Annotated in this window: 19 protein-coding genes and 2 pseudogenes; 8 read left to right on the forward strand and 13 right to left on the reverse strand. The window is 40.0% G+C overall.

Annotated features, from left to right (window positions below):
• Positions 1 to 44: 44 nt before the first annotated feature.
• The 9 genes and pseudogenes from DFO73_RS28730 to iadA all read right to left on the reverse strand — a co-directional run bounded on the left by DFO73_RS28730 (position 45) and on the right by iadA (position 5,815).
• The gene (locus DFO73_RS28730; protein WP_181396028.1) at positions 45 to 185 is read right to left on the reverse strand and encodes a hypothetical protein; all 141 of its coding nucleotides are present in this window, start codon (positions 183 to 185) and stop codon (positions 45 to 47) included.
• Between the two features lie 778 nt (positions 186 to 963).
• Positions 964 to 1,752, reverse strand: coding sequence for an alpha/beta fold hydrolase (locus tag DFO73_RS14625; RefSeq protein WP_110065487.1), 789 nt, complete (start codon positions 1,750 to 1,752; stop codon positions 964 to 966).
• 268 nt (positions 1,753 to 2,020) lie between these two features.
• Positions 2,021 to 2,338: a YbjQ family protein gene (locus DFO73_RS14630; protein ID WP_110065488.1), complete on the reverse strand. Its 318-nt coding sequence runs from the start codon at positions 2,336 to 2,338 to the stop codon at positions 2,021 to 2,023.
• The gene (locus DFO73_RS14635) at positions 2,319 to 2,522 is read right to left on the reverse strand and encodes a hypothetical protein (protein ID WP_110065489.1); all 204 of its coding nucleotides are present in this window, start codon (positions 2,520 to 2,522) and stop codon (positions 2,319 to 2,321) included. Before DFO73_RS14635 ends, DFO73_RS14630 begins: the two co-directional genes overlap by 20 nt.
• 11 nt (positions 2,523 to 2,533) lie before the next feature.
• Entirely contained in the window at positions 2,534 to 2,740 is a 207-nt protein-coding gene (locus tag DFO73_RS14640; protein WP_110065490.1) for a sigma-Y antisigma factor component, read from the reverse strand.
• On the reverse strand, positions 2,737 to 3,087 hold the full coding sequence (locus DFO73_RS14645) for a YxlC family protein (protein ID WP_110065491.1): 351 nt from the start codon (positions 3,085 to 3,087) through the stop codon (positions 2,737 to 2,739). Before DFO73_RS14645 ends, DFO73_RS14640 begins: the two co-directional genes overlap by 4 nt.
• The gene (gene sigY, locus DFO73_RS14650; protein ID WP_110065492.1) at positions 3,041 to 3,604 is read right to left on the reverse strand and encodes an RNA polymerase sigma factor SigY; all 564 of its coding nucleotides are present in this window, start codon (positions 3,602 to 3,604) and stop codon (positions 3,041 to 3,043) included. The genes DFO73_RS14645 and sigY overlap by 47 nt, the downstream gene beginning before the upstream one ends.
• Positions 3,605 to 4,002: 398 nt before the next feature.
• Positions 4,003 to 4,374 (reverse strand): annotated as a pseudogene (locus DFO73_RS14655) (MFS transporter); the annotation flags it as partial.
• A gap of 268 nt (positions 4,375 to 4,642) precedes the next feature.
• A complete protein-coding gene (gene iadA / locus DFO73_RS14660) occupies positions 4,643 to 5,815 on the reverse strand; it encodes a beta-aspartyl-peptidase (RefSeq protein WP_110065493.1) in 1,173 nt (390 codons plus the stop codon).
• Between the two features lie 232 nt (positions 5,816 to 6,047).
• Between iadA and DFO73_RS14665 the strand changes: the two genes are divergently transcribed.
• Positions 6,048 to 6,371: an HPr family phosphocarrier protein gene (locus DFO73_RS14665; RefSeq protein ID WP_110065494.1), complete on the forward strand. Its 324-nt coding sequence runs from the start codon at positions 6,048 to 6,050 to the stop codon at positions 6,369 to 6,371.
• Positions 6,372 to 6,963: 592 nt separating this feature from the next.
• Here DFO73_RS14665 and DFO73_RS14670 read toward each other — a convergent pair.
• Both DFO73_RS14670 and DFO73_RS14675 read right to left on the reverse strand, forming a co-directional pair.
• Positions 6,964 to 9,036, reverse strand: a complete 2,073-nt coding sequence (locus DFO73_RS14670) for a transglycosylase domain-containing protein (protein ID WP_110065495.1) — start codon at positions 9,034 to 9,036, stop codon at positions 6,964 to 6,966.
• A 298-nt stretch (positions 9,037 to 9,334) separates the two neighbouring features.
• Positions 9,335 to 9,526: a hypothetical protein gene (locus DFO73_RS14675; RefSeq protein WP_110065496.1), complete on the reverse strand. Its 192-nt coding sequence runs from the start codon at positions 9,524 to 9,526 to the stop codon at positions 9,335 to 9,337.
• A gap of 176 nt (positions 9,527 to 9,702) precedes the next feature.
• Here DFO73_RS14675 and DFO73_RS14680 point away from each other — a divergent pair, with 176 nt between their 5' ends.
• Positions 9,703 to 10,245 carry a universal stress protein gene (locus tag DFO73_RS14680; protein WP_110065497.1) on the forward strand — a complete coding sequence of 181 codons (543 nt, stop codon included), beginning with the start codon at positions 9,703 to 9,705 and terminating at the stop codon, positions 10,243 to 10,245.
• 467 nt (positions 10,246 to 10,712) lie between these two features.
• Here DFO73_RS14680 and DFO73_RS14690 read toward each other — a convergent pair whose 3' ends face one another.
• Positions 10,713 to 11,183, reverse strand: coding sequence for a helix-turn-helix transcriptional regulator (locus DFO73_RS14690; RefSeq protein ID WP_110065587.1), 471 nt, complete (start codon positions 11,181 to 11,183; stop codon positions 10,713 to 10,715).
• A 465-nt stretch (positions 11,184 to 11,648) separates the two neighbouring features.
• Between DFO73_RS14690 and DFO73_RS14695 the strand changes: the two genes are divergently transcribed.
• Positions 11,649 to 12,782: a histidine kinase N-terminal domain-containing protein gene (locus DFO73_RS14695; RefSeq protein ID WP_110065499.1), complete on the forward strand. Its 1,134-nt coding sequence runs from the start codon at positions 11,649 to 11,651 to the stop codon at positions 12,780 to 12,782.
• A 43-nt stretch (positions 12,783 to 12,825) separates the two neighbouring features.
• Here DFO73_RS14695 and DFO73_RS14700 read toward each other — a convergent pair whose 3' ends face one another.
• Positions 12,826 to 14,094: a dicarboxylate/amino acid:cation symporter gene (locus DFO73_RS14700; protein WP_110065500.1), complete on the reverse strand. Its 1,269-nt coding sequence runs from the start codon at positions 14,092 to 14,094 to the stop codon at positions 12,826 to 12,828.
• A 221-nt stretch (positions 14,095 to 14,315) separates the two neighbouring features.
• Between DFO73_RS14700 and DFO73_RS14705 the strand changes: the two genes are divergently transcribed.
• The 5 genes and pseudogenes from DFO73_RS14705 (at position 14,316) to DFO73_RS14720 (ending at position 18,731) form a co-directional block, all read left to right on the forward strand.
• Positions 14,316 to 14,858 carry a GNAT family N-acetyltransferase gene (locus tag DFO73_RS14705; protein WP_110065501.1) on the forward strand — a complete coding sequence of 181 codons (543 nt, stop codon included), beginning with the start codon at positions 14,316 to 14,318 and terminating at the stop codon, positions 14,856 to 14,858.
• A gap of 509 nt (positions 14,859 to 15,367) precedes the next feature.
• Complete coding sequence (locus DFO73_RS14710; protein WP_110065502.1) at positions 15,368 to 16,660, forward strand: hemolysin family protein; 1,293 nt, start codon at positions 15,368 to 15,370, stop codon at positions 16,658 to 16,660.
• Between the two features lie 252 nt (positions 16,661 to 16,912).
• Positions 16,913 to 17,098, forward strand: a pseudogene (locus DFO73_RS29355) (MerR family transcriptional regulator); the annotation flags it as partial.
• A gap of 9 nt (positions 17,099 to 17,107) precedes the next feature.
• Complete coding sequence (locus tag DFO73_RS29360) at positions 17,108 to 17,314, forward strand: MerR family transcriptional regulator (RefSeq protein WP_258309496.1); 207 nt, start codon at positions 17,108 to 17,110, stop codon at positions 17,312 to 17,314.
• Between the two features lie 64 nt (positions 17,315 to 17,378).
• Entirely contained in the window at positions 17,379 to 18,731 is a 1,353-nt protein-coding gene (locus DFO73_RS14720) for a hemolysin family protein (RefSeq protein WP_110065504.1), read from the forward strand.
• Positions 18,732 to 18,786 lie beyond the last annotated feature (55 nt).

The raw sequence follows: 18,786 nt of genomic DNA on the forward strand, positions 1-18,786 counted from the left end.
CTAATTCAATCCGTTGCTTCACCTATCCAATAACTGATCCTTAACTAGCCGCCATCGAGATCCTCTGGCAAAGCTGCTTTTCTTTCCATTCTTAATGCACTCATGTAAAATTCCTCCTTTTTGTTTGTTTTCTGCCGTTCAGCAGCAGCGCGCTTTTTCACGCAATAGTTTATGGAAACAGGCATAGCCTGCAGGTCCCCAGAAAAGCGGAGGCGCCGTTGCCCATCGACGGAGCGTGGTGGACTGAGGCCCACAGGTTGTAGGTCACTCAGACGTTGCCACAGGACGTGGCGTTCTTAGTCTGAGTTCCTTTTGTGAGATAAAGGAAACACGAAGAGCGTTAGCGATTCGATGTTGACTTATAACGCTCGGAAACGCGCACGTCCTGTGCGCCTCGCCTTACTAGCACATCCTGTGCGTCGTCGTAGACGAGGTGAAGGAAGCACGTCGAGTCGATAGGGCGCCAAAGCTAGACAGTTATCAAAGTTGGTATTGCTCATTAAGGCAAAAAAAAGGACATACCGCGGCATGCGATATGTCCTAAAAAGACAAAAGAGCGCACGTTACGAATCGTAACCTGTGCTCCTTAAAAAAGTGCAGAAAAAAACTGCTTACAATTTTATTTATTCATAGGAGAGGCTACAATTTTTCTGTATTCAGCTATTTTCTGAAGATGATGGATTAAGATCATTTTGTACCCCTCCTTTTCATTATTTTCCATATTGGTAAGATTATCATCGCTTTTCCAAAAAGTCAATCAGCCTTTTTCTCATTCTTTAAAATTTTCTGTCATTCAAAAAAAGATCCCTATTAGTAAGGATCTTTTTTGAATGACTGATTTTGCATACTTTGTTTCTGTTTAAATATAATTAACATTCAAAACCTTGTCTGTTGATTTCCGTTGCAGGTGATAGCTTTCCGAGGGGCAGTCTCAGGAGCCTCCTCGGCGCTTAGCATTTGCTCTTATGAAGCAAGTCTTCTCTTTTGTCTATTGATAAATTCAATCGTAATCTGATTAAATAAGTCCGGTTCGTCAATATTGCAGACATGCCCCGCACCTTTAATTACCTTAAATGTAGCCGTTTTTGCTTTTTGGGCGATTGTTTTAACAGACTTAATAAACAAGTGGTCCTCCTGCCCCATAATGAAAAGGGTGGGAATATGGGAAATGCTCGATTGGAGTTTTTCAAGGTAAGGATTCACCGACTTGGTCAGTGATAGCCAATTGATAAATTCCTTTTGGCACATTTTCGCTGCCTGCCTTACAAAAGCATGTCTTGATTCAAGATGGTTATTCTTTGGCATAATGATCCAGGCAAACAAGCGGTAAAGAAGCATATAAGGCAGTATGTACTTTGTGGCATTGGCAATGGCAATTAGAAACCTTGTCCGCCAATTCAATTCCGTGATGGCTCCGCCAAGAATCATGGAAGCAACTCTCGCAGGGTGCTCCTGGGCGATCGTTTGAATCACAATGGTTCCCAGAGATATTCCAACAAAATGGGATTCTTCGATATGCAAATGATCCAGCACATCAAGAATTTCTCGGGACACTTCTGAGAAATGATCCCCATCCTCCCAAGTGCCTTTGCCGGACTGCCCATGGCCACGCAAATCTACCAGCAGTACATTAAAATACTTTTTATAGGCCCTCATTTGTTTATACCAAATGGCAGAGCTTCCCCCTGCGCCATGCACAAAGGTTACCCAGGGCAAAGATTCGTCTTTCACATAGGTGCGGTAATATAGCATATAAAACTCCTATCCTTTTTCCAGCGTCATTTTATTAAAGTGTGATTACATAAAAGAAGTTTCACTCTATTTTAATGGATTTCAACAAAAAAAGCTTATAAAATCACATAATATTCATTAGTTTTTATCAAGTAGTTTCTGCCAGGTTCTTATATCCTACCAATACCTTCCCTCTTTTTTACATACAAAAACCAGACAGCCTCTTTTTCCTTTCATTTGTTTGAGAGCCATAAAAAAACCAGCCGAATTCAGCTGGTCAGCTTTCCTATTATTCTTCAACAACTGCTGCTGTTCCATAGGCGATAATTTCAGCAGCATTTTGCATAACAGCCGAAGTTTGAAGGCGCATGCCAATGATGGCATTTGCCCCTTTTTCCCTGGCATCCTCCACCATTCTGCCAATTGCCTTTTGCCTTGCTTCATCCATCATCTCTGTATACTCGCCAATTTCTCCGCCTACAATCGTTTTTAATCCAGCCAATAAATCTTTTCCGATATGTTTGGTCTGTACGGTACTGCCTCTTACAAATCCTTTTATTTCTTTAATTTCTTTTCCATGGACCATATCAGTAGTTACGATAATCATTCCGGTCATCCCCCTCTTTTTCTTTTCTTCTCTCAGCCAGCAGCACAATAAAAATCGCAAAAATCATCACTGCATATAAAATATAAAACATGATCGCTGCTTTAATATTAATGAACAGCATAGCAATTCCCAGGAGCTGCCCGCCTGTAGCTGTGAGCAGCAGCATTTGTTTTAACTTTTTCATCCTTCCATCCCTCAATACTTATCTTTTTTCTGCCAAATCTTTCTGACAAAGATCAAATAAAACAGTGTCGGCATTGGTACCTGAATTAAGCCAATTATTCCCCATAGCCAATAATTATGCCCGTGCTTTCTTGCATCCAAAAATAAAAAGGTGCTCTGTGCAATTAAAATGATCCCGACAACTATTAGTAAAGGAAGGGAAATTTCTTCGTTATTCATGTACCATTCACCTGCTTAACAAAGCTGACTGTACTATAAGCAATAATAAAAACAGTAACAATTCCCTGCAAAATAAAAAAGACAACCGGAAGCTGGTACAGCATAAATAAAACAGAACTTACGACAAGGAGCGCAACAACTATAAAGATGGCCAAATCCCTCATTAGTTTCTTTTTCATGATTTGCTTTTGGTCAGTAACCAACTGTTCAAAGAATTGCAGATCAGGTGTGTATACCGGGACATTTTTTTCCAGCAAGTTCAATCCGTCCTCTATCTCCTTTATAGCAGCCAAATCGTTTTCATCTTGATGTTCGTGTTCGAGCGGCAGCACTTTTCGGTTCGTCATGAAGTTTCAACTCCTCTCTTACAGCCATGATCCCGTTATGCACCCTTGATTTAACGGTACCAGCAGGTATTTTCATCAACTCTCCTATTTCTTCATAAGAATAGCCGTAATAATGTTTAAGAATAATAGGAATTCGGATATCTTCTTTAAGCTTTCCAAGAGCTGATAATGCATCATTCCATTCCTCATTTCGGCTTTCAAGATGCCACTTCATCCTCCTGGATGCTCCCTCCTGATTTTTCCAATTTTTTTCTCTTTGTGACTTCCGCTGCTGATCAATATATAAATTGGTCGCAATCGATAGAAGCCAGGAGGAAAATTTGGCTTTTCCATTAAACATGCCGATTTTTTCAACACATTTGGCCATCGTTTCCTGAGCGAGCTCTTCAGCTGTGTCAGGATTCATTGTAATTTTGATTAAGTACTTAACCAGAAAGGGATAGTTATTTTTAAAAAGCATGGCAAAAGCGAGCTGATCTCCTCGTTTTGCACTTATAATAAGGTCTTTCTCCTCCATCAGCTTCTATCCTCTCTTCCCCATCATCCCATTGTTAACAGTTTATTTCACTCATAAGACGCTCAAGAGATTAATTCGTTCATTATTTTTAAAAATTATTTCTTAAACTATAGGCTCTATTAAATTCGCCTGTTGATTTCTGCTCCAGGCACTCCCTCTCCGCGAACGGTCCGGGTGCCTCCTCAAGCAATAAATCTGGGGGGCTCCCTTTGATCCGCACTTCCCGCAGGACATTGAATAGTCATCCTCAAATAGACGCGCACGAAGGAAATGCGAATACATTTCCGAGGATCTCGCGTCTTCCGCTCCAGTCAACAGAGTGCTAAAATCAACATTGATTTTTAACACAGTCAAAATATAAAAAGCCCCTATTAAAGGGCTTTTATCCTATTAATTCATTATACTGTACCAGTTTGTTCCAAAGAATGCGATTTTATATTTTTTTCGTTTTTTTTGGTTAACTTTGGCAATACCAGGCTGTAAAACACACCCACGAGCGACAAGCAGCCGCCCACCATCCAATACAGCATCTCAACTTTAAGTAATGACGGGAAGCTTACAGCTATGAAGCCGAGTGTTATGGATTGGGAGAGCATCATTAAAGGGCTGATCCAACCCTGAACCCTTCCCATCATTTTGGGATCAACAATGCTTGGCATCCATCCCCCTATTGCGATATTTACTAAAGGCAAACCAACGGCTGCAGCAAATAATAGCGTAAGGAAGAGATACGTATTTTCCGCAAAAGAGGCAGCTATAATAAAGCTGCCTCTTTTCGAGGAGTCAAGTGCCCTCCGCTAATCAACTCAGTGGGTAAAATAAGTTTGCCTTCAAAACCATTATATAAAACGGTTAGTTTTAACCCCTATTAAAAGCTATTTAGAGGACTTTACTATTCAAACTGAGTCGGAGTGGAATTTATCATCAACTTTTGGAAAAATATCGTCAACTGCGGCTATATATCATCAACTTTACGAATTTTACGGTCCCAACCATATTAAAAGGCTTGAACCTTTACAGTCCAAACCTATTCTGGTTTTATTCAAATGTCCCTTTAATAAGCGCTTCCCCATTCTCAGCCATTTTTCTGCCGAGGGCAAATACAGAATGGATTGACAGATCTTCTTTATTTAATAACACCAGGTCTGCATCCTTTCCTGCCTCTACTGATCCCTTGCGATGAAGCTTTAAAATGGAAGCTGGGTTTTGGGTAATAACAGAGATAGCATCTTCAATGGAAATACCCTCATTAAAAATGGCATCACGGACTTCTTTATAAAGTGTAGAGACTTTGCCGATTTGAAGTCCGATTAACTCGCCATGTTCATTGAAGTCCGGCAGGCTCGCTTGTCCGTCAGAAGTAAATGTAATGCGTGAAATTGGTACTCCTTCACTAAGCATTTTCTTAAGGCCAACGCTGCATTTAACCTCCCCTTCCTCAAAAAACTTTGGAATGCTGCTTGTCGTAAAGTCGACAAAACCGCCTTTTCGGGCATATCGAATACCCTCTTCAAATAAATGAGGATTGCGGTTGATATGGGTTGGATAGAACTGCTTGATTGGTATATCCGAGTTATCCACTACTTCTTCAATCAGCTTCAAGTGATCAAAACTGTCACCAACATGGACATTCACGATGCCGGCTTTACCGGAGAGCATCCCGCCAATCCGGGCAGCTGAGGCAATTTTCGCCATTTCTTCAACTGTTGGCTGGGATGAACGATGATCAGCAATGGCTATTTCCCCAACCCCAATAATATTATCCACAAGGATAAGATCGTCCTCAATCTTGCCTGTCAGTGTTTTGACAGGCACCTGGTACGAGCCTGTCTGAACATAACAGGTGATTCCTTCCTCTTCCAGCCCTCTTGCTTTTGCAATAAGGCTGGCCATTGTCCTAGTGGTGCCGTCTGTACCGATAACCCCTACCAATGTAGTAATACCTGATAAAGTGGCGTCTGTCAGCTGTATTTCAGGAGTTCGGGTTTTATAGCTGCCTTCCCCGCCGCCCCCTATTATATGTACATGTGAATCAATGAAACCTGGGACAATAATCTTTCCTTCTGCTTCAACTACTTCGATATTAACGAAGCCCTTAGGTTTTTGTATGGAATCTTGAATAAAACCGATTTTGTCATTAACGATTAAAAGATCTTTTTTCCCTAAATATTTAGGAGCATAAATTTCACCATTTTTTATAAGAGTTAGCATGAATTTCTCCCTTCTAAACATCAATTCCTTCTACTATCTTATCTATTGGCCGACTTTCAGTGCAACCTTTGAATAAACCGCACTATACCGTTAATTGGAAAAAACACAGGTAATTATTCACACTTTATCGATGTGTGGTTTACCTTTTCTTCCCCCTGGGTAAATTCCTAGTACAAACGACATCACCTATTAATCGATTAATATAAAAACTTTTAAAAAGGAGATTTAAAAAATGAAAGAAATTATTTCTACCAACGTTCTAGTACAAAATAAATTCACCATGAAGAAAATGCTGGAAATCTATCAGGCATCAAAACAATTTAAAGGCTCTACATATTTATACAGCAAGCATAAAGCTGTAGATGCCTCAAACTTGTCCAAATTGGTTTCATTCTTGCTGACTGTTAAATCGCAAACGACACTAAAAATTATTGTAGAAGGAAATGAAGTCCAGGATCATCTTGAAAAGATTAAGGAAATGTGCACAAGCCATATTTCAGTACTGCGCATGACAGAGAAGCGTTTCATCAATTCTTCAGAAACAATTCAAATCTAAGTAAACTATACAGATTATTTACATTGCAATAGGATCGGGGTGAATTTGAATGATACGCACTATTTTTATGGTTGTTGGAGCTATTGTGGTAATCGGCGCTTTAATTAGCTGGTTATTCTAATTCATAAATAACTGTTAAAAAAGGCCTGCCTGCAGGCCTTTTAATTTTATTTATAGGCAATCGCCATTGGCTTTTTAAAATCCCTTTTCTTCCGGATAGAACCATTTTACACGCTGAAAACCTGCTTTTAATGTAGTTCATCCAGTTCACCCTATTTATATGCCCTGTACTGGGATACTTTCTCGGAAACTGCCCATTCCCCTTCTTTTTGCAGCATGGTAAAATACTTTAAATCAATTCCTTATGCCATTCCAGGAGCTGAAAGGTTATGGTATCATCCCTTTGAGAAGGCAGTGTGGAACGGTCCAATATAGAAAAGGAGCTTTTACGCCTTCCGCGCTTAACAGCCTTGCCAGCACTTCCCCCTGCCAAATCATCATAGAATTTTTATTTGTTCTGCCATAATGCATTACTCCAAAAGGCATAAAAAAGAGTACAGCTTTTCAACCGTACTCTGAAGATTTTATACTTTTAATCATTCTTCTTTTCTTTATCTTTTCCTTTTCCCTTTTCTTTCTCTTTATTCCATTTCTTTTGCCATTTTTCTTTTTCCTTTTCAATCTTTTCTTTTATCTTTTCTGCTTCCTTTTTAATGTTTTCCTCCCATGCTTTTCTTTGCTGCTCCCTTTGTCTTTGCTCCATAAGAGCAGCAATTTGTGGAACATTAAATGACTCAGGTTCCTGATTCTTAAGGGCCCCCGACATGATTTCCCGGAATATTGGCGCCGTTCCTTCACTGCTGGATGTAGTAAGGTAATTATTTGCATCTGTTTTATCATGCCCTACCCACACAGCACCGACCAGCTGTGGTGTATACCCGACAAACCATTGGTCTTTAACCCCGTCTATCCCTTCTATTGTCATTTGTGTGCTTCCAGTTTTTCCGGCTACTTCTCTGCCGGGAATCTGGGCAGCCTTGCCCGTTCCATGCTGGACTACCCCCAGCAGCATCGTTGTAACTTTCTCCGCTACGTCCTTAGATATGACTCTTGTATTCTTTCCTGTCCATTCTGCAACTGTCTCGCCATCTTTATCTACTATTTTAGTAATAGAGTGAGCTTCGGGCCTTTCGCCGCCATTTGCAAAGACTGCATACGCCTGGGCCATTGTTAACGGTGAAACATTCTCACTCGTGCCTCCCAGCGCAAGCGCGAGATTCCGGTTTATGGCTTCATCCGGTATTCCAAACCGCTTTGCAGCATCTACACCTTTATCCATACCGATTTCATCAAGCAGCCATACTGCAGGAACATTTAAAGAGTCCTTGACTGCTTCATACATTGGAACATTCCCGCGGAATTGGCCATTATAATTATTTGGCTCATAATCTTTTCCAAAAGTCATTTTTTCATCTTTTATTTCATCAGTTATGTTCCAGCCCATTTCCAGGGCAGCTGTGTAAGGAACGATAGGTTTCATTGTTGACCCCGGCTGTCCCACCCCATGAACTGCACGGTTATGGCCTAAAAGGGTATGCTCCCCCCTGCCGCCAGCAAGAGCACGGATGCCGCCATTTTGAGGATCAAGCAGGATGGCTCCGCTTTGAACCATTTGATCCCCAGTGCCTTGAGGGAAAAGGGAATCATTTCTATAAGTTTCTTCTACACTGGTTTGCATCTCCTGATCCAATTCAGTATAGATTTGATAACCGTCGCTAAGCAGCTCATCAAGTGATAGATGATATTTCTTGATAGCTTCCTCCAGTACCACATCTACATAATAAGGGAATTTCCCCTTAAAAGGATCGCTGCCGCTGTCATCAAATACGAGCTGTTCGTTTTTCGCTTTTTCCCATTCCTTTTTAGTAATAAAGTTGTGCTCCTTCATTCGGTCAAGGACTATGTTTCTTCGTTCAATTGCCTTCTCTTCACTTTGATATGGATTAATTGCTGAAGGAGCTTTTACCAAACCGGCCAGCAAAGCTGCTTCGCTTATAGTCAGGTCCTGCACATCTTTTGCATAGTATTTCATAGCGGCCCGCTTAATGCCCCATGCCCCTTCTCCAAAATAAACCTGATTTAAATACATTTGTAAAATTTCATCTTTGCTATATTCTTTTTCAATTTCCAATGCGAGAAAGAATTCTTCCAATTTTCGCTTATAAGTTTTCTCTGAAGACAGAAGGGCGTTTTTCGTCAGCTGCTGGGTAAGCGTGCTGCCCCCCTCAACAATTTCCCCTGCCTTCATGTTTGTGAAAAATGCTCGGCCTATTCCCTTTAAATCAATGCCGCCATGCTCATAAAAACGGTGATCTTCAATGGCAATGACAGCATCCTTCATATGATCCGGAACTTGGTCAATCGAAATCCCTTCATTTTTATTTGCCGAAATCTTGCTGGCAATTTCTCCATTGGCGTCATAAATAATTGTAGACTGCGCCAACCCGGCTTCAAGCGCACTTATATCCGCATCTTTGTATGAAAAATAAACGAAGCTTAGAAATGCTAAAACTAATGTGGATGCCAATAATATGGATACTTGCGTTAAATGTAGCTTTTTCCAGGTTGATTGAAATTTGTGAATAAATGATGTTTTCTTGCTCATAAGTCCTCCAATATCGCTTACTATAAAGCTCCTGCTGGGTCACATGTATTGAGAGGAGCCCCAGTTCTTTTATCCAATTTTAAACCACGCCTATTTAAGGCAGCTATCAGTCTATACCGATTTCAGGATAACTGCAAAGATAAAGTTTTCATATAGTATTTTATTCCCAGATTGGCAAACAGAAATATGCCTGACATATACATTTACCCAAAAAACAAGCTATTACACACCTTTGTTAAAAAAGCAGAAACTTCATAAAAAAAGAAAAGCAATCGAAGAGTCCGAATGCTTTCCTTTTTCAATGCTCTGCTTGTAAAGGAACTTCTGCTTGCAGGTTAGGAAGCTGTGCTGATTTCGCTGATTCTAAAAGAAGTGATTCCATATACATATATACAATTTGTTTAGTTTTATCATCTGCCTGCAAAACATCAAGATGCTGCAAACATTTTTTAATTGTCGGATGAATGCCTTTACTGCTTTCCGGCCTCATATATGTCACCCCAATTCAAAGTATTACTAAAATTTTCGCAGCATCATTGCTTTTTTTGGGGGCTTTAAAAATAATGCCGATTCCGGTCTTAATGTGTTGAAGATTGTTTTTTGTACAGGCGGGTATATATACAATAGAAAACTACATTTCTATTCCTCATGAAAGGATGATCGATAATGAGTTTACAGTTTAACCGAATCGTAGTTGGTTATGATGATACAGAAGGAAGCAAGAATGCTTTAAATTTAGCTATTAGGTTAGTGAAAGAAAATCCTGATGCCCAATTGCTGGTTGCCCAGGTTTTTGAAGAAAAAATTGAAAATATTCCTGTTAGCAATGAAAAGGTCGTAGAGCCGGTTAGAACGAACGGCTATTTGCTTGAAGGGATTCAGATTCCCCCACTGCCAGTCTACCACGATGAATCGAATACCACCACACATGCAAAAGTCACACACAGTGTCGACAAAGCCTTTTACAACGCAAGGGAAGCAATTGAACCATATAACATTAATGCCAAATATGATGTTCTTGAGGGAAGCCCCGCCGATAGCATATGTGACTATGCTGCTGTCGAAGATGCAGATTTAGTTATTGTCGGTAACTCCGGCAAAGGGGGAATTAAAAGGATGTTTCTTGGAAGCACCAGTGCCAAAATTGCACAAAATGCTCCATGTCCGGTTCTGATTGCCAAAGACAAAGAAAATCTGAAGATACCGTAATGCAGATTAGCAATTTTAATCAAAGAAGCAGCCCGATAAAGGCTACTTCTTTGATTAAACATCCTTCTTTTTTTCCGTGAGATACCTGCCATGTTTCACCCGTATTTTACGGGCTGCAGCTGAAGTCCTGTCATATATCCAAAGATATAAAGAACGTATGCCTATGTATAGAAAGATGAAAGTATTAGGCACCAAAAAAATATCTATCCACTGCCGGAACTTTAAGTCTGTAAACAGTCCAAGCTTGAATATTTCCTGATTAAGCAGCCCTTTTGCAAAGGCTTCCTCCATTAACAGATAGATCCCTAAATTGGAAAGAATATATATTTAAGAGAATGATCCAGCTATTAGCCTGTTAGAGCCGCAAAACAAAGTTTAAAAAAATGCGGCAATCACAGTAGCCGAAAGCGGGTAAATGAGGAAAAGCGTCATGTTTGGAGCCCCCTTCCCCCCTCTGAAATAAAATATTAGCCCAAAAGGCCTCCGTTTTCTGCTGACAATTCTTCAAACCGTTCTTTCGAGGAAGCTTCATCAAAGCTGCTGTAGATGCGGAAATGATCCTGGTCAATGATCCGGTAGTGCTGGCTGATTATATTCTGCTGAAGAATTAAACCATTGCTTCTCTTTATTTCACGCCACCAGATTTTACCGCCAAGCGTCTTTTCCTTCCTATAATCGATTCCCTCTCTGGCAACTGTTTCCAAAACCTCAAGCGGTTCATTCCCAAAAAGAAATCTGACTGTTTCCGTTTCCCGGAACAATGCACAAACAGCTACAACTGTTGACCAGCCTGCTTCCGCTCTCCCTTTTTCTATTTGAACAAGTGTCTTCTTTGAAACTCCGATTATTTCTGCCATCTTATCCTGTGTATAGCCTGCTTCTGTTCGGATCAGGCGAATTTTATCAGATACCTTTAATATAATTTCGTCTCTTGTCAATGCAGCTTCATCCCTTTTCATTTATGGTGTAAATTTACACCTGATCATTTTATTATAAAAGAAATAGTGGCAAAATTTCAAATAAAATAAACCTCTGTTTGCGCAGCAGTTTATTTCTCGTTACTCCTTTTTAATATTCCCATCAGCGGTACAGCATGAAGTGAAGGAGGAATTCTTATAAGCAGCTTGCACATTTGCCTTTTTTATTTTATGAACAAACTTAAACAGCAGCCAGCCTGCATATCCAAAATCAGGATACCCAGTAGAATGTTTGCCGCCATATCGGTTTCACCCCAGCTTTAGGCCCAAATGTAAATCACCAGGAAAACAAGTGAGTTACATTCTAAAATTTATTTTGATTTAAAAAACCTCCTTTAATTTTCCATAAAATTTACAAAGGATTTTCCCGCACTCTAGCGAAATTTATGGAATAGACTGTTTTTTTGCGAAAGAGTGGAGGTAAAAATGGCAATCGAAACAAATGATGTTATATTGGAACTTTTGCATAACGAAAGAGAAAACCTATTGAGTGAATGGAAGAATAAAATTCTCATCACTGACGATGATCCTTATAAAGAGCAAATCAGAGACAACGGCGATGCGATGTTCAATCTTGTCATTCAGTTCCTGCTAAAGAGTAAGAAAGATTTGGAAGGATACATTCAGCAGCTCGCATATTCTGTAGCCGAACAGCGTGTTAAAGCTGAAATAAACATTGGAGACTTTGTTTACAATGTGAATATTGGCCGTTCAATCATTCACAAATATTTAAACTATGCCGATATTAGTTATCATGAACTGCAGAAATATCATGAAAAAATCAGTTATTGCTTTGATAAATTTTTATATCATGCTGTTTCAAGGTATACGGACGCTAAAGATCAGATTATTAGAGAGAAAACCCAATTTATCGATTCAACCCATAAAGACAGATTAACGCTGCTGGGACAAATGACATCCAGCTTTATTCATGAATTTAGAAACCCGCTTACTTCCGTGCAGGGATTTATCCAGCTGCTGAAATCCGAACATCCAACTATGAAGTATTTGGACATCATTTCAAATGAGCTGGAGCAATTGAACTTTCGAATTTCCCAATTTTTGCTTCTTTCAAAAAAGGAATTGATTGGAAAGGAGAAAATCACATTTTCCCTTAATGAATTAATAGAAGAAGTACTGATTTTTTTGTACCCTAGCATATTGGATGGAAAAGTCAAAATTTCACAGGATTTACAGCAAGAGATTTACCTAAAAGGCTATGCAGATGAAATCCGTCAGGTATTAATTAATATCATTTTTAATGCGATCGATGTCCTAACTCAGTACCGAAGCGATCCTGTGATTGAAATAAAAAGCAAGTTAACCGGAAAAGGCCAAATCAAACTTGATATCGCTAACAACGGTCCGAGAATTCCCGACCATCTTGTTACTTCCATTTTCGAGCCATTCGTAACCACCAAAACCCTTGGAACCGGACTTGGATTATTTGTTTGCAGAGAAATAATTGAAAAGCATCAAGGGAAACTTACATGTGACTCTGGCCCTGACCGGACTGTTTTTAGCATACTCCTGCCAATAGTAGAGCAAAAGATTGATTAATAATAAAGGGCTGACTCCCTGAATTGAGGAGTCAGCCTTTATTTTATATTTCATTCATGGATGTCTTGTAGGATTTTTCTTTTTTTCCGGCAGAAAGCTTGAGGGTCCGCTTTCTTTCCGTTTCTGCCACTACAACCGCACATGAAGCGTCACCGGTTATGTTGACTGAAGTACGGATCATGTCCAGCAAACGGTCAATTCCGAGAATCAAGCCAATCCCCTCTACAGGAAGGTTTACAGATTGGAGAACCATGGCCAGCATGATCAACCCTACACCTGGAACGCCTGCTGTACCAATGCTTGCCAATACAGCTGTCAGGACAACTGCAGCCATTTGTCCAATGGTTAAATCTGTATTGTACACCTGGGCAATAAAAATTGTCGCAACCCCCTGCATAATGGCAGTGCCATCCATATTAATCGTTGCCCCAAGAGGCTGCACAAAGCTGCTGACCGATTCGGGAACTTTGAGATTTTTTTGGGCAGTTTCCATCGAAATTGGAAGAGTCGCATTACTGCTAGAAGTACTAAAACCCACTCCCATGGCAGGAGCAAATCCTTTAAAGAAAGAAACAGGGTTTCTGCCTCCCAGAAAGTATACGGCTGATCCATAGGTAACAATAGCATGGAAAAATAATGCTCCCGCAACAACGAGCATATAAACGCTCATTGCCTTTATAGCATCCAGCCCCTGGCTGCCAATTGCAGAGGCAATTAGTCCAAAGGTTCCGTATGGGGCAAATTTCATCACAATGCCAACCAGGAACATCATAATGTCGTTTCCTTGCTCAACCAGATTTAGGATGCCTTTTGTTTTCTCGCCTAATGCTGTAAGAGCAAAACCAATAAATATAGCAAAAGCAATAACCTGGAGCATGTTTCCGGAAGTTAATGCCTCAAAAGGGTTTACTGGAATAATATTCAATAATGTCTCACTGACAGGTGGCGCTTCTTCAGACTTGAATTCTGCCCCGGAAGTATCAAATTTGCCCATTTCACCAGGCTTAATGATTAAAGCGAGTGAAATCCCGATAATAATGGCAATCGCTGTTGTGGAAAGGAAATAGGTAATTGTTTTGGCGCCGATTCGGCCAAGCTTTTTCGGATCGCCCAAACCTGCCACACCCAAAATGATTGAAAATAGCACAATCGGCACAACAAGCATGCTGATTAGATTGATGAATATCTTACCAAGGGGGCTAAAAAGCCATGTATCTGCTGTTTTAAATAATTCAGGTGCTGCCATATTTAACACCACCCCTGTTATGGCACCCAGAATTAAGCCCAGTATAATTTTTGTTGTGAGCTTCATAGTTTGTACCTCCGTTAATATAATTTAAAAGACAAATATTTAAGACAAAATATTTTCAGGAATTATACCCGGATAAAAATACTTTGAAACTCACCTTTTTATCGGGAAGAATAAAGAAATAAGTTATTTGTTATTTTTACCAAAAGGCTATGTATTATTTTAAAAATTCCTTTTATTATAGAAATATTTAAATAGAAAGAAAGAAGGAAGGAGATTTGCATGTGTTTTGCTTAAAAGTAGATCAGCATATTGAATTGCAATTGTTTCAGCTTCACCACTCTGAAGAACTTTTCAATCTAGTGGATAGCAACCGTAAGCATTTAAGGGAGTGGCTGCCCTGGGTGGATAATATGGCGTCGCCTGTACAGTATCACTCCATTATTCCAATGTGGCTTAAGCAATTTGCTGATAATAACGGCTTTAATGCTGGCATCCGTTATCGGAGCCGGCTTGCAGGCTCAATCGGCTTTCATCAGATTGACTGGCACAACAGGCAGACTAGCGTCGGGTATTATCTGGCTAAAGGCTTTGAAGGAAAGGGAATCATGACTCGCAGTGTCCAGGCCATGGTTAATCACGCTTTTCTTGATTTGAAATTAAACAGAGTCGAAATTCGCTGCGGAGTAAGAAATTTGAAAAGCCGGGCTATTCCTGAAAGGCTCGGCTTTAAACAGGAAGGCATGATCCGTGACGGGGAGTTTCTTTATAATCGATATCATGACCTTGCCGTGTACGGTATGCTTGCAAGAGAATGGAAGTTTTAAAAAGGAAGCCTATCTGCAGGCTTCTTTTTCATTAATGATTTCCGAAACCTTTTTCTTCAGAAGATTTTACGGTACATTTCATTTAACATAAAACAGGTTCATCCAACACAATGCTAAAAATCACCTCTCTCAGTTTGGTCACATTTTTGACCGGCCTGATCAGCTTTTTTAATAGCGGCAGCTTCCCTGCTCAGGTGTAAACTTATCAAAAATAATATATAGCCGCCTTATTTTGTGATTCGCTAAGCTCTGCAATAACCTTTTCCCGCTCATCCAACCGTACTTCTTCATTCAAATATCCATGAATATTGTTTCTGAAGTAAAAGTCCTTTAATTCTTGGGGCAACTTTCGCACTTTTTGCTTTCCATAGTTATCTTTCTCCTTTATAAGGGTAGTCTCATGGTAAACAAGCTTTTTAAGCGTATCTATTTGTAAAATCCCTGAATAAGGGAAAAGTACATATTATAAAGGAGGTGCAGGCCCCTTACATTTCATGTAAGGATTTTATATGACTATCCTTAACGTTGTCTTATTATTTTTCCTAATCGCTTTTACGGCTTTTTTTGTGGCTTCTGAATTTGCCATTGTAAAGGTTCGGACTTCACGGATTGACCAGCAGATTGCTGAAGGAAACCCCAAAGCTCATTCCGCAAAACGGGTTATCAGCAACCTGGATGAATATTTATCTGCCTGCCAGCTTGGAATAACCATTACAGCCCTAGGCCTTGGCTGGCTTGGAGAGCCAACCATTGAAAGACTGCTGCTGCCTTTATTTGAAAGCTTAAACCTGCAGGCATCCATTACCCATATTCTTTCTTTTGTTATTGCGTTCGCTGTCGTGACTTTTCTGCATGTGGTAATTGGGGAGCTTGCGCCGAAAACGTTTGCCATTCAAAAAGCAGAGGCTATAACACTAACTTTCTCAAAGCCATTAATTTGGTTTTATCGAATTATGTATCCCTTTATTTGGATTCTGAATGGTTCAGCGAGGATTGTCACTGGGCTTTTCGGGCTTAAGCCGGTGTCCGAACACGAAATGGCCCATTCGGAAGAAGAACTTCGCATCATTTTATCGGAAAGCTTGAAGAGCGGTGAAATCAACCCTTCAGAGTTTCAATATGTGGACCGAATTTTCGAGTTTGATAACCGGGTAGCCAAAGAAATCATGGTTCCAAGAACCGAGATTGTCAGTCTTCCCGAGGATTCCACCTTATCAGAAATATTGGACGTCATATTGGATGAGCGATATACAAGATATCCCGTCACTTCCGGTGATAAGGATAATATTCTGGGCATCATTAATGTCAAAGAAATTTTGACGGACTGTGTAAGAAAAAAATGCGAAGGCGATAAACCATTATTGCAGTATATTAAGCCTGTTATAAGGGTTATTGAAACCATTCCTATTCATGATTTACTTTTAAAAATGCAAAAAGACAGATCCCATATGGCCTTACTCCTGGATGAATACGGAGGAACAGCCGGATTGGTCACAGTTGAAGACATCCTTGAAGAAATAGTGGGTGAAATCCGGGATGAATTTGATGCAGACGAACTCCCGCTTGTACAGAAATTGGATGAAGGCCATTTTATCCTGGATGCCAAGCTGCTGATTTCGGAGGCAAATGACCTCCTTGGCACTAATCTTAGCGAAGAGGACGTAGATACCATTGGAGGCTGGATCCTGACTCAAAAGTATGATCTTGTACAGGGAGACTTTGTTGAGGAAGAGGGCTACAAATTTATCATTCAAGAAATAGAAGGCCACCATATATCTTATATCGAAGTCATAAAAACTTAACAGCTTCTTTTGCATAGGTTCCAGGATCTATTTTATCTCCTGGAACATTTTTAATTTTTTCGAATCTTTTTATTTCATATTTCATGCATTTTTTCATAAAATAAAAGTAACCCTTTTTTCCAAACTACTACGTTTGACTGTATGGTTTGGGCTAAAGTATAATTAACTCTAACTATATCTCTTTACGGATCGGTACTCCGGTGAGATATAAGTAACCAAAAGCAGAGGTGATATGATGGGGCTTACTATCGTATCGGCGAAATAGCAAGTATTGCTAATGTATCTAAAAGAACAATTGACTATTACACTAGCATCGGCCTTATAAAAGCGAAACGCTCAAAATCGAATTACCGAATATATTCTGAAGACGCACTGTCTGATTTAAGGTTCATTGAAGAATGCAAAAAACTGCATCTTCCGCTTGAAGAGATTAAAAGAAAACTAGAAATGAAGACGAAAAGGGAGATACGTACAGGGGAAGTTGAAAAGCACATCGACGCAGTCACACTGCAAATGAAGCAGCTTCACCAGGAAATTTCGGTTCTCATGCCGCTAATTAAAACACTGGATGAAGAACAGAAGGACGGCATTTCCAAGAAGCTGACTGTTGAAAGCATTGCATTGCTCCGTTCCCTTTCCAGCCTGACAAGCTAATCCCATTTTCACATTATCAGGAGGTGACACCCTGCCCGTTTCTAGCGGGATATGGGGAACTTATTTGGACATATTAAACTTGGTTTTTATAGCCATTTTAATTGCTTTAACGGCTTTTTTCGTAACTTCGGAATTTGCCATCGTAAAGATACGAAGTTCAAGAATTGATCAATTAATAGAAGAAGGCAATAAAAATGCAATTGCTGCCAAGAAAGTCATTTCAAACCTGGATGAATATCTTTCAGCCTGCCAGCTTGGAATCACGATAACCGCTCTAGGCCTAGGTTGGCTTGGTGAACCGACGATTGAACATCTGCTTCGCCCTGTGATTAACCAGTTCAATCTGCCGGGTTCCATTTCCCAAGTCGTTTCATTCAGCATCGCGTTTGCTTTTATTACCTTTCTTCACGTGGTTGTTGGCGAATTGGCTCCAAAGACGCTGGCTATTCAAAAAGCTGAAGCCGTTACCCTTTTAACATCGCGTCCTTTAATTTGGTTTTACCGGATCATGTATCCGATTATCTGGGCGTTGAATGGATCAGCCCGTCTTTTAACCAGCATGTTTGGACTAAAGCCCGCTTCTGAACACGAATTGGCCCATTCGGAAGAAGAACTTCGAATCATTTTATCTGAAAGCTATGAAAGCGGCGAAATCAACCAATCTGAGTTTAAGTATGTAAATAAAATTTTCGAGTTTGACAATCGTATCGCGAAAGAAATTATGGTTCCGCGTACAGAGATTGTCTCACTCTCAAAAGATGATACACTGGAAAACTTTCTTCAAATCGTCCAGGAAGAAAAATTTACACGTTATCCAATTATAGACGGAGATAAGGACCATATTATCGGCATGGTCAATATAAAAGAAGTCATGACTGACTTGATCATGAATCGTGAATTATCTTCAAGCACACTCGAATCGTATATACGTCCGATTATCAGGGTCATTGACAGCATTCCGATCCATGAGCTACTTTTAAAAATGCAAAAGGACCGAATCCATATGGCCATTTTGATGGATGAATATGGCGGAACTTCGGGTCTCGTAACCGTGGAGGATATCATCGAAGAAATTGTCGGAGAAATCCGGGATGAATTTGATATGGATGAAGTGCCAATGATCCGAAATACAAAAGAAGGACACTATATTATTGATTCAAAAGTTCTTGTCAGCGAGGTCAATGACCTTCTTGGAACTGACATAAATGATGAAGATGTCGATACCATCGGCGGCTGGATCTTGACTGAAAATTACGAAGCCAAACAGGGCGATACAATCCAGCACGAAAAGTACCTCTTTAAAATCCTTGATATGGAGGAACACCATATTAAGTACATTGAGGTAACAGCCGTTCCTGAAACAGAAACGGCTCCTGCACAAAAAATACCCTTAACGGAGACCGAGGTCTTGTCATAGGACTATAGTAAAGAACAGCCCATTGGGGGCTGTTCCTTTTTTTTTGATCCACCAT

Source organism: Cytobacillus oceanisediminis (assembly GCF_003182355.1).
Classification (GTDB): domain Bacteria; phylum Bacillota; class Bacilli; order Bacillales; family Cytobacillaceae; genus Cytobacillus; species Cytobacillus oceanisediminis_A.

What these genes read in the sequence shown, in the direction of transcription:
- iadA (WP_110065493.1), bottom strand. Translation starts at nt 5,815, where the DNA reads ATGCTAACTCTTATAAAAAATGGTGAAATTTATGCTCCTAAATATTTA.
- DFO73_RS14640 (WP_110065490.1), bottom strand. Translation starts at nt 2,740, where the DNA reads ATGAATAACGAAGAAATTTCCCTTCCTTTACTAATAGTTGTCGGGATC.
- DFO73_RS14680 (WP_110065497.1), top strand. Translation starts at nt 9,703, where the DNA reads ATGAGTTTACAGTTTAACCGAATCGTAGTTGGTTATGATGATACAGAA.
- DFO73_RS14700 (WP_110065500.1), bottom strand. Translation starts at nt 14,094, where the DNA reads ATGAAGCTCACAACAAAAATTATACTGGGCTTAATTCTGGGTGCCATA.
- DFO73_RS14645 (WP_110065491.1), bottom strand. Translation starts at nt 3,087, where the DNA reads ATGACGAACCGAAAAGTGCTGCCGCTCGAACACGAACATCAAGATGAA.
- DFO73_RS14625 (WP_110065487.1), bottom strand. Translation starts at nt 1,752, where the DNA reads ATGCTATATTACCGCACCTATGTGAAAGACGAATCTTTGCCCTGGGTA.
- DFO73_RS14675 (WP_110065496.1), bottom strand. Translation starts at nt 9,526, where the DNA reads ATGAGGCCGGAAAGCAGTAAAGGCATTCATCCGACAATTAAAAAATGT.
- DFO73_RS14670 (WP_110065495.1), bottom strand. Translation starts at nt 9,036, where the DNA reads ATGAGCAAGAAAACATCATTTATTCACAAATTTCAATCAACCTGGAAA.
- DFO73_RS14665 (WP_110065494.1), top strand. Translation starts at nt 6,048, where the DNA reads ATGAAAGAAATTATTTCTACCAACGTTCTAGTACAAAATAAATTCACC.
- DFO73_RS14635 (WP_110065489.1), bottom strand. Translation starts at nt 2,522, where the DNA reads ATGAAAAAGTTAAAACAAATGCTGCTGCTCACAGCTACAGGCGGGCAG.
- DFO73_RS14695 (WP_110065499.1), top strand. Translation starts at nt 11,649, where the DNA reads ATGGCAATCGAAACAAATGATGTTATATTGGAACTTTTGCATAACGAA.
- DFO73_RS28730 (WP_181396028.1), bottom strand. Translation starts at nt 185, where the DNA reads ATGCCTGTTTCCATAAACTATTGCGTGAAAAAGCGCGCTGCTGCTGAA.
- sigY (WP_110065492.1), bottom strand. Translation starts at nt 3,604, where the DNA reads ATGGAGGAGAAAGACCTTATTATAAGTGCAAAACGAGGAGATCAGCTC.
- DFO73_RS29360 (WP_258309496.1), top strand. Translation starts at nt 17,108, where the DNA reads ATGAAGACGAAAAGGGAGATACGTACAGGGGAAGTTGAAAAGCACATC.
- DFO73_RS14630 (WP_110065488.1), bottom strand. Translation starts at nt 2,338, where the DNA reads ATGATTATCGTAACTACTGATATGGTCCATGGAAAAGAAATTAAAGAA.
- DFO73_RS14710 (WP_110065502.1), top strand. Translation starts at nt 15,368, where the DNA reads ATGACTATCCTTAACGTTGTCTTATTATTTTTCCTAATCGCTTTTACG.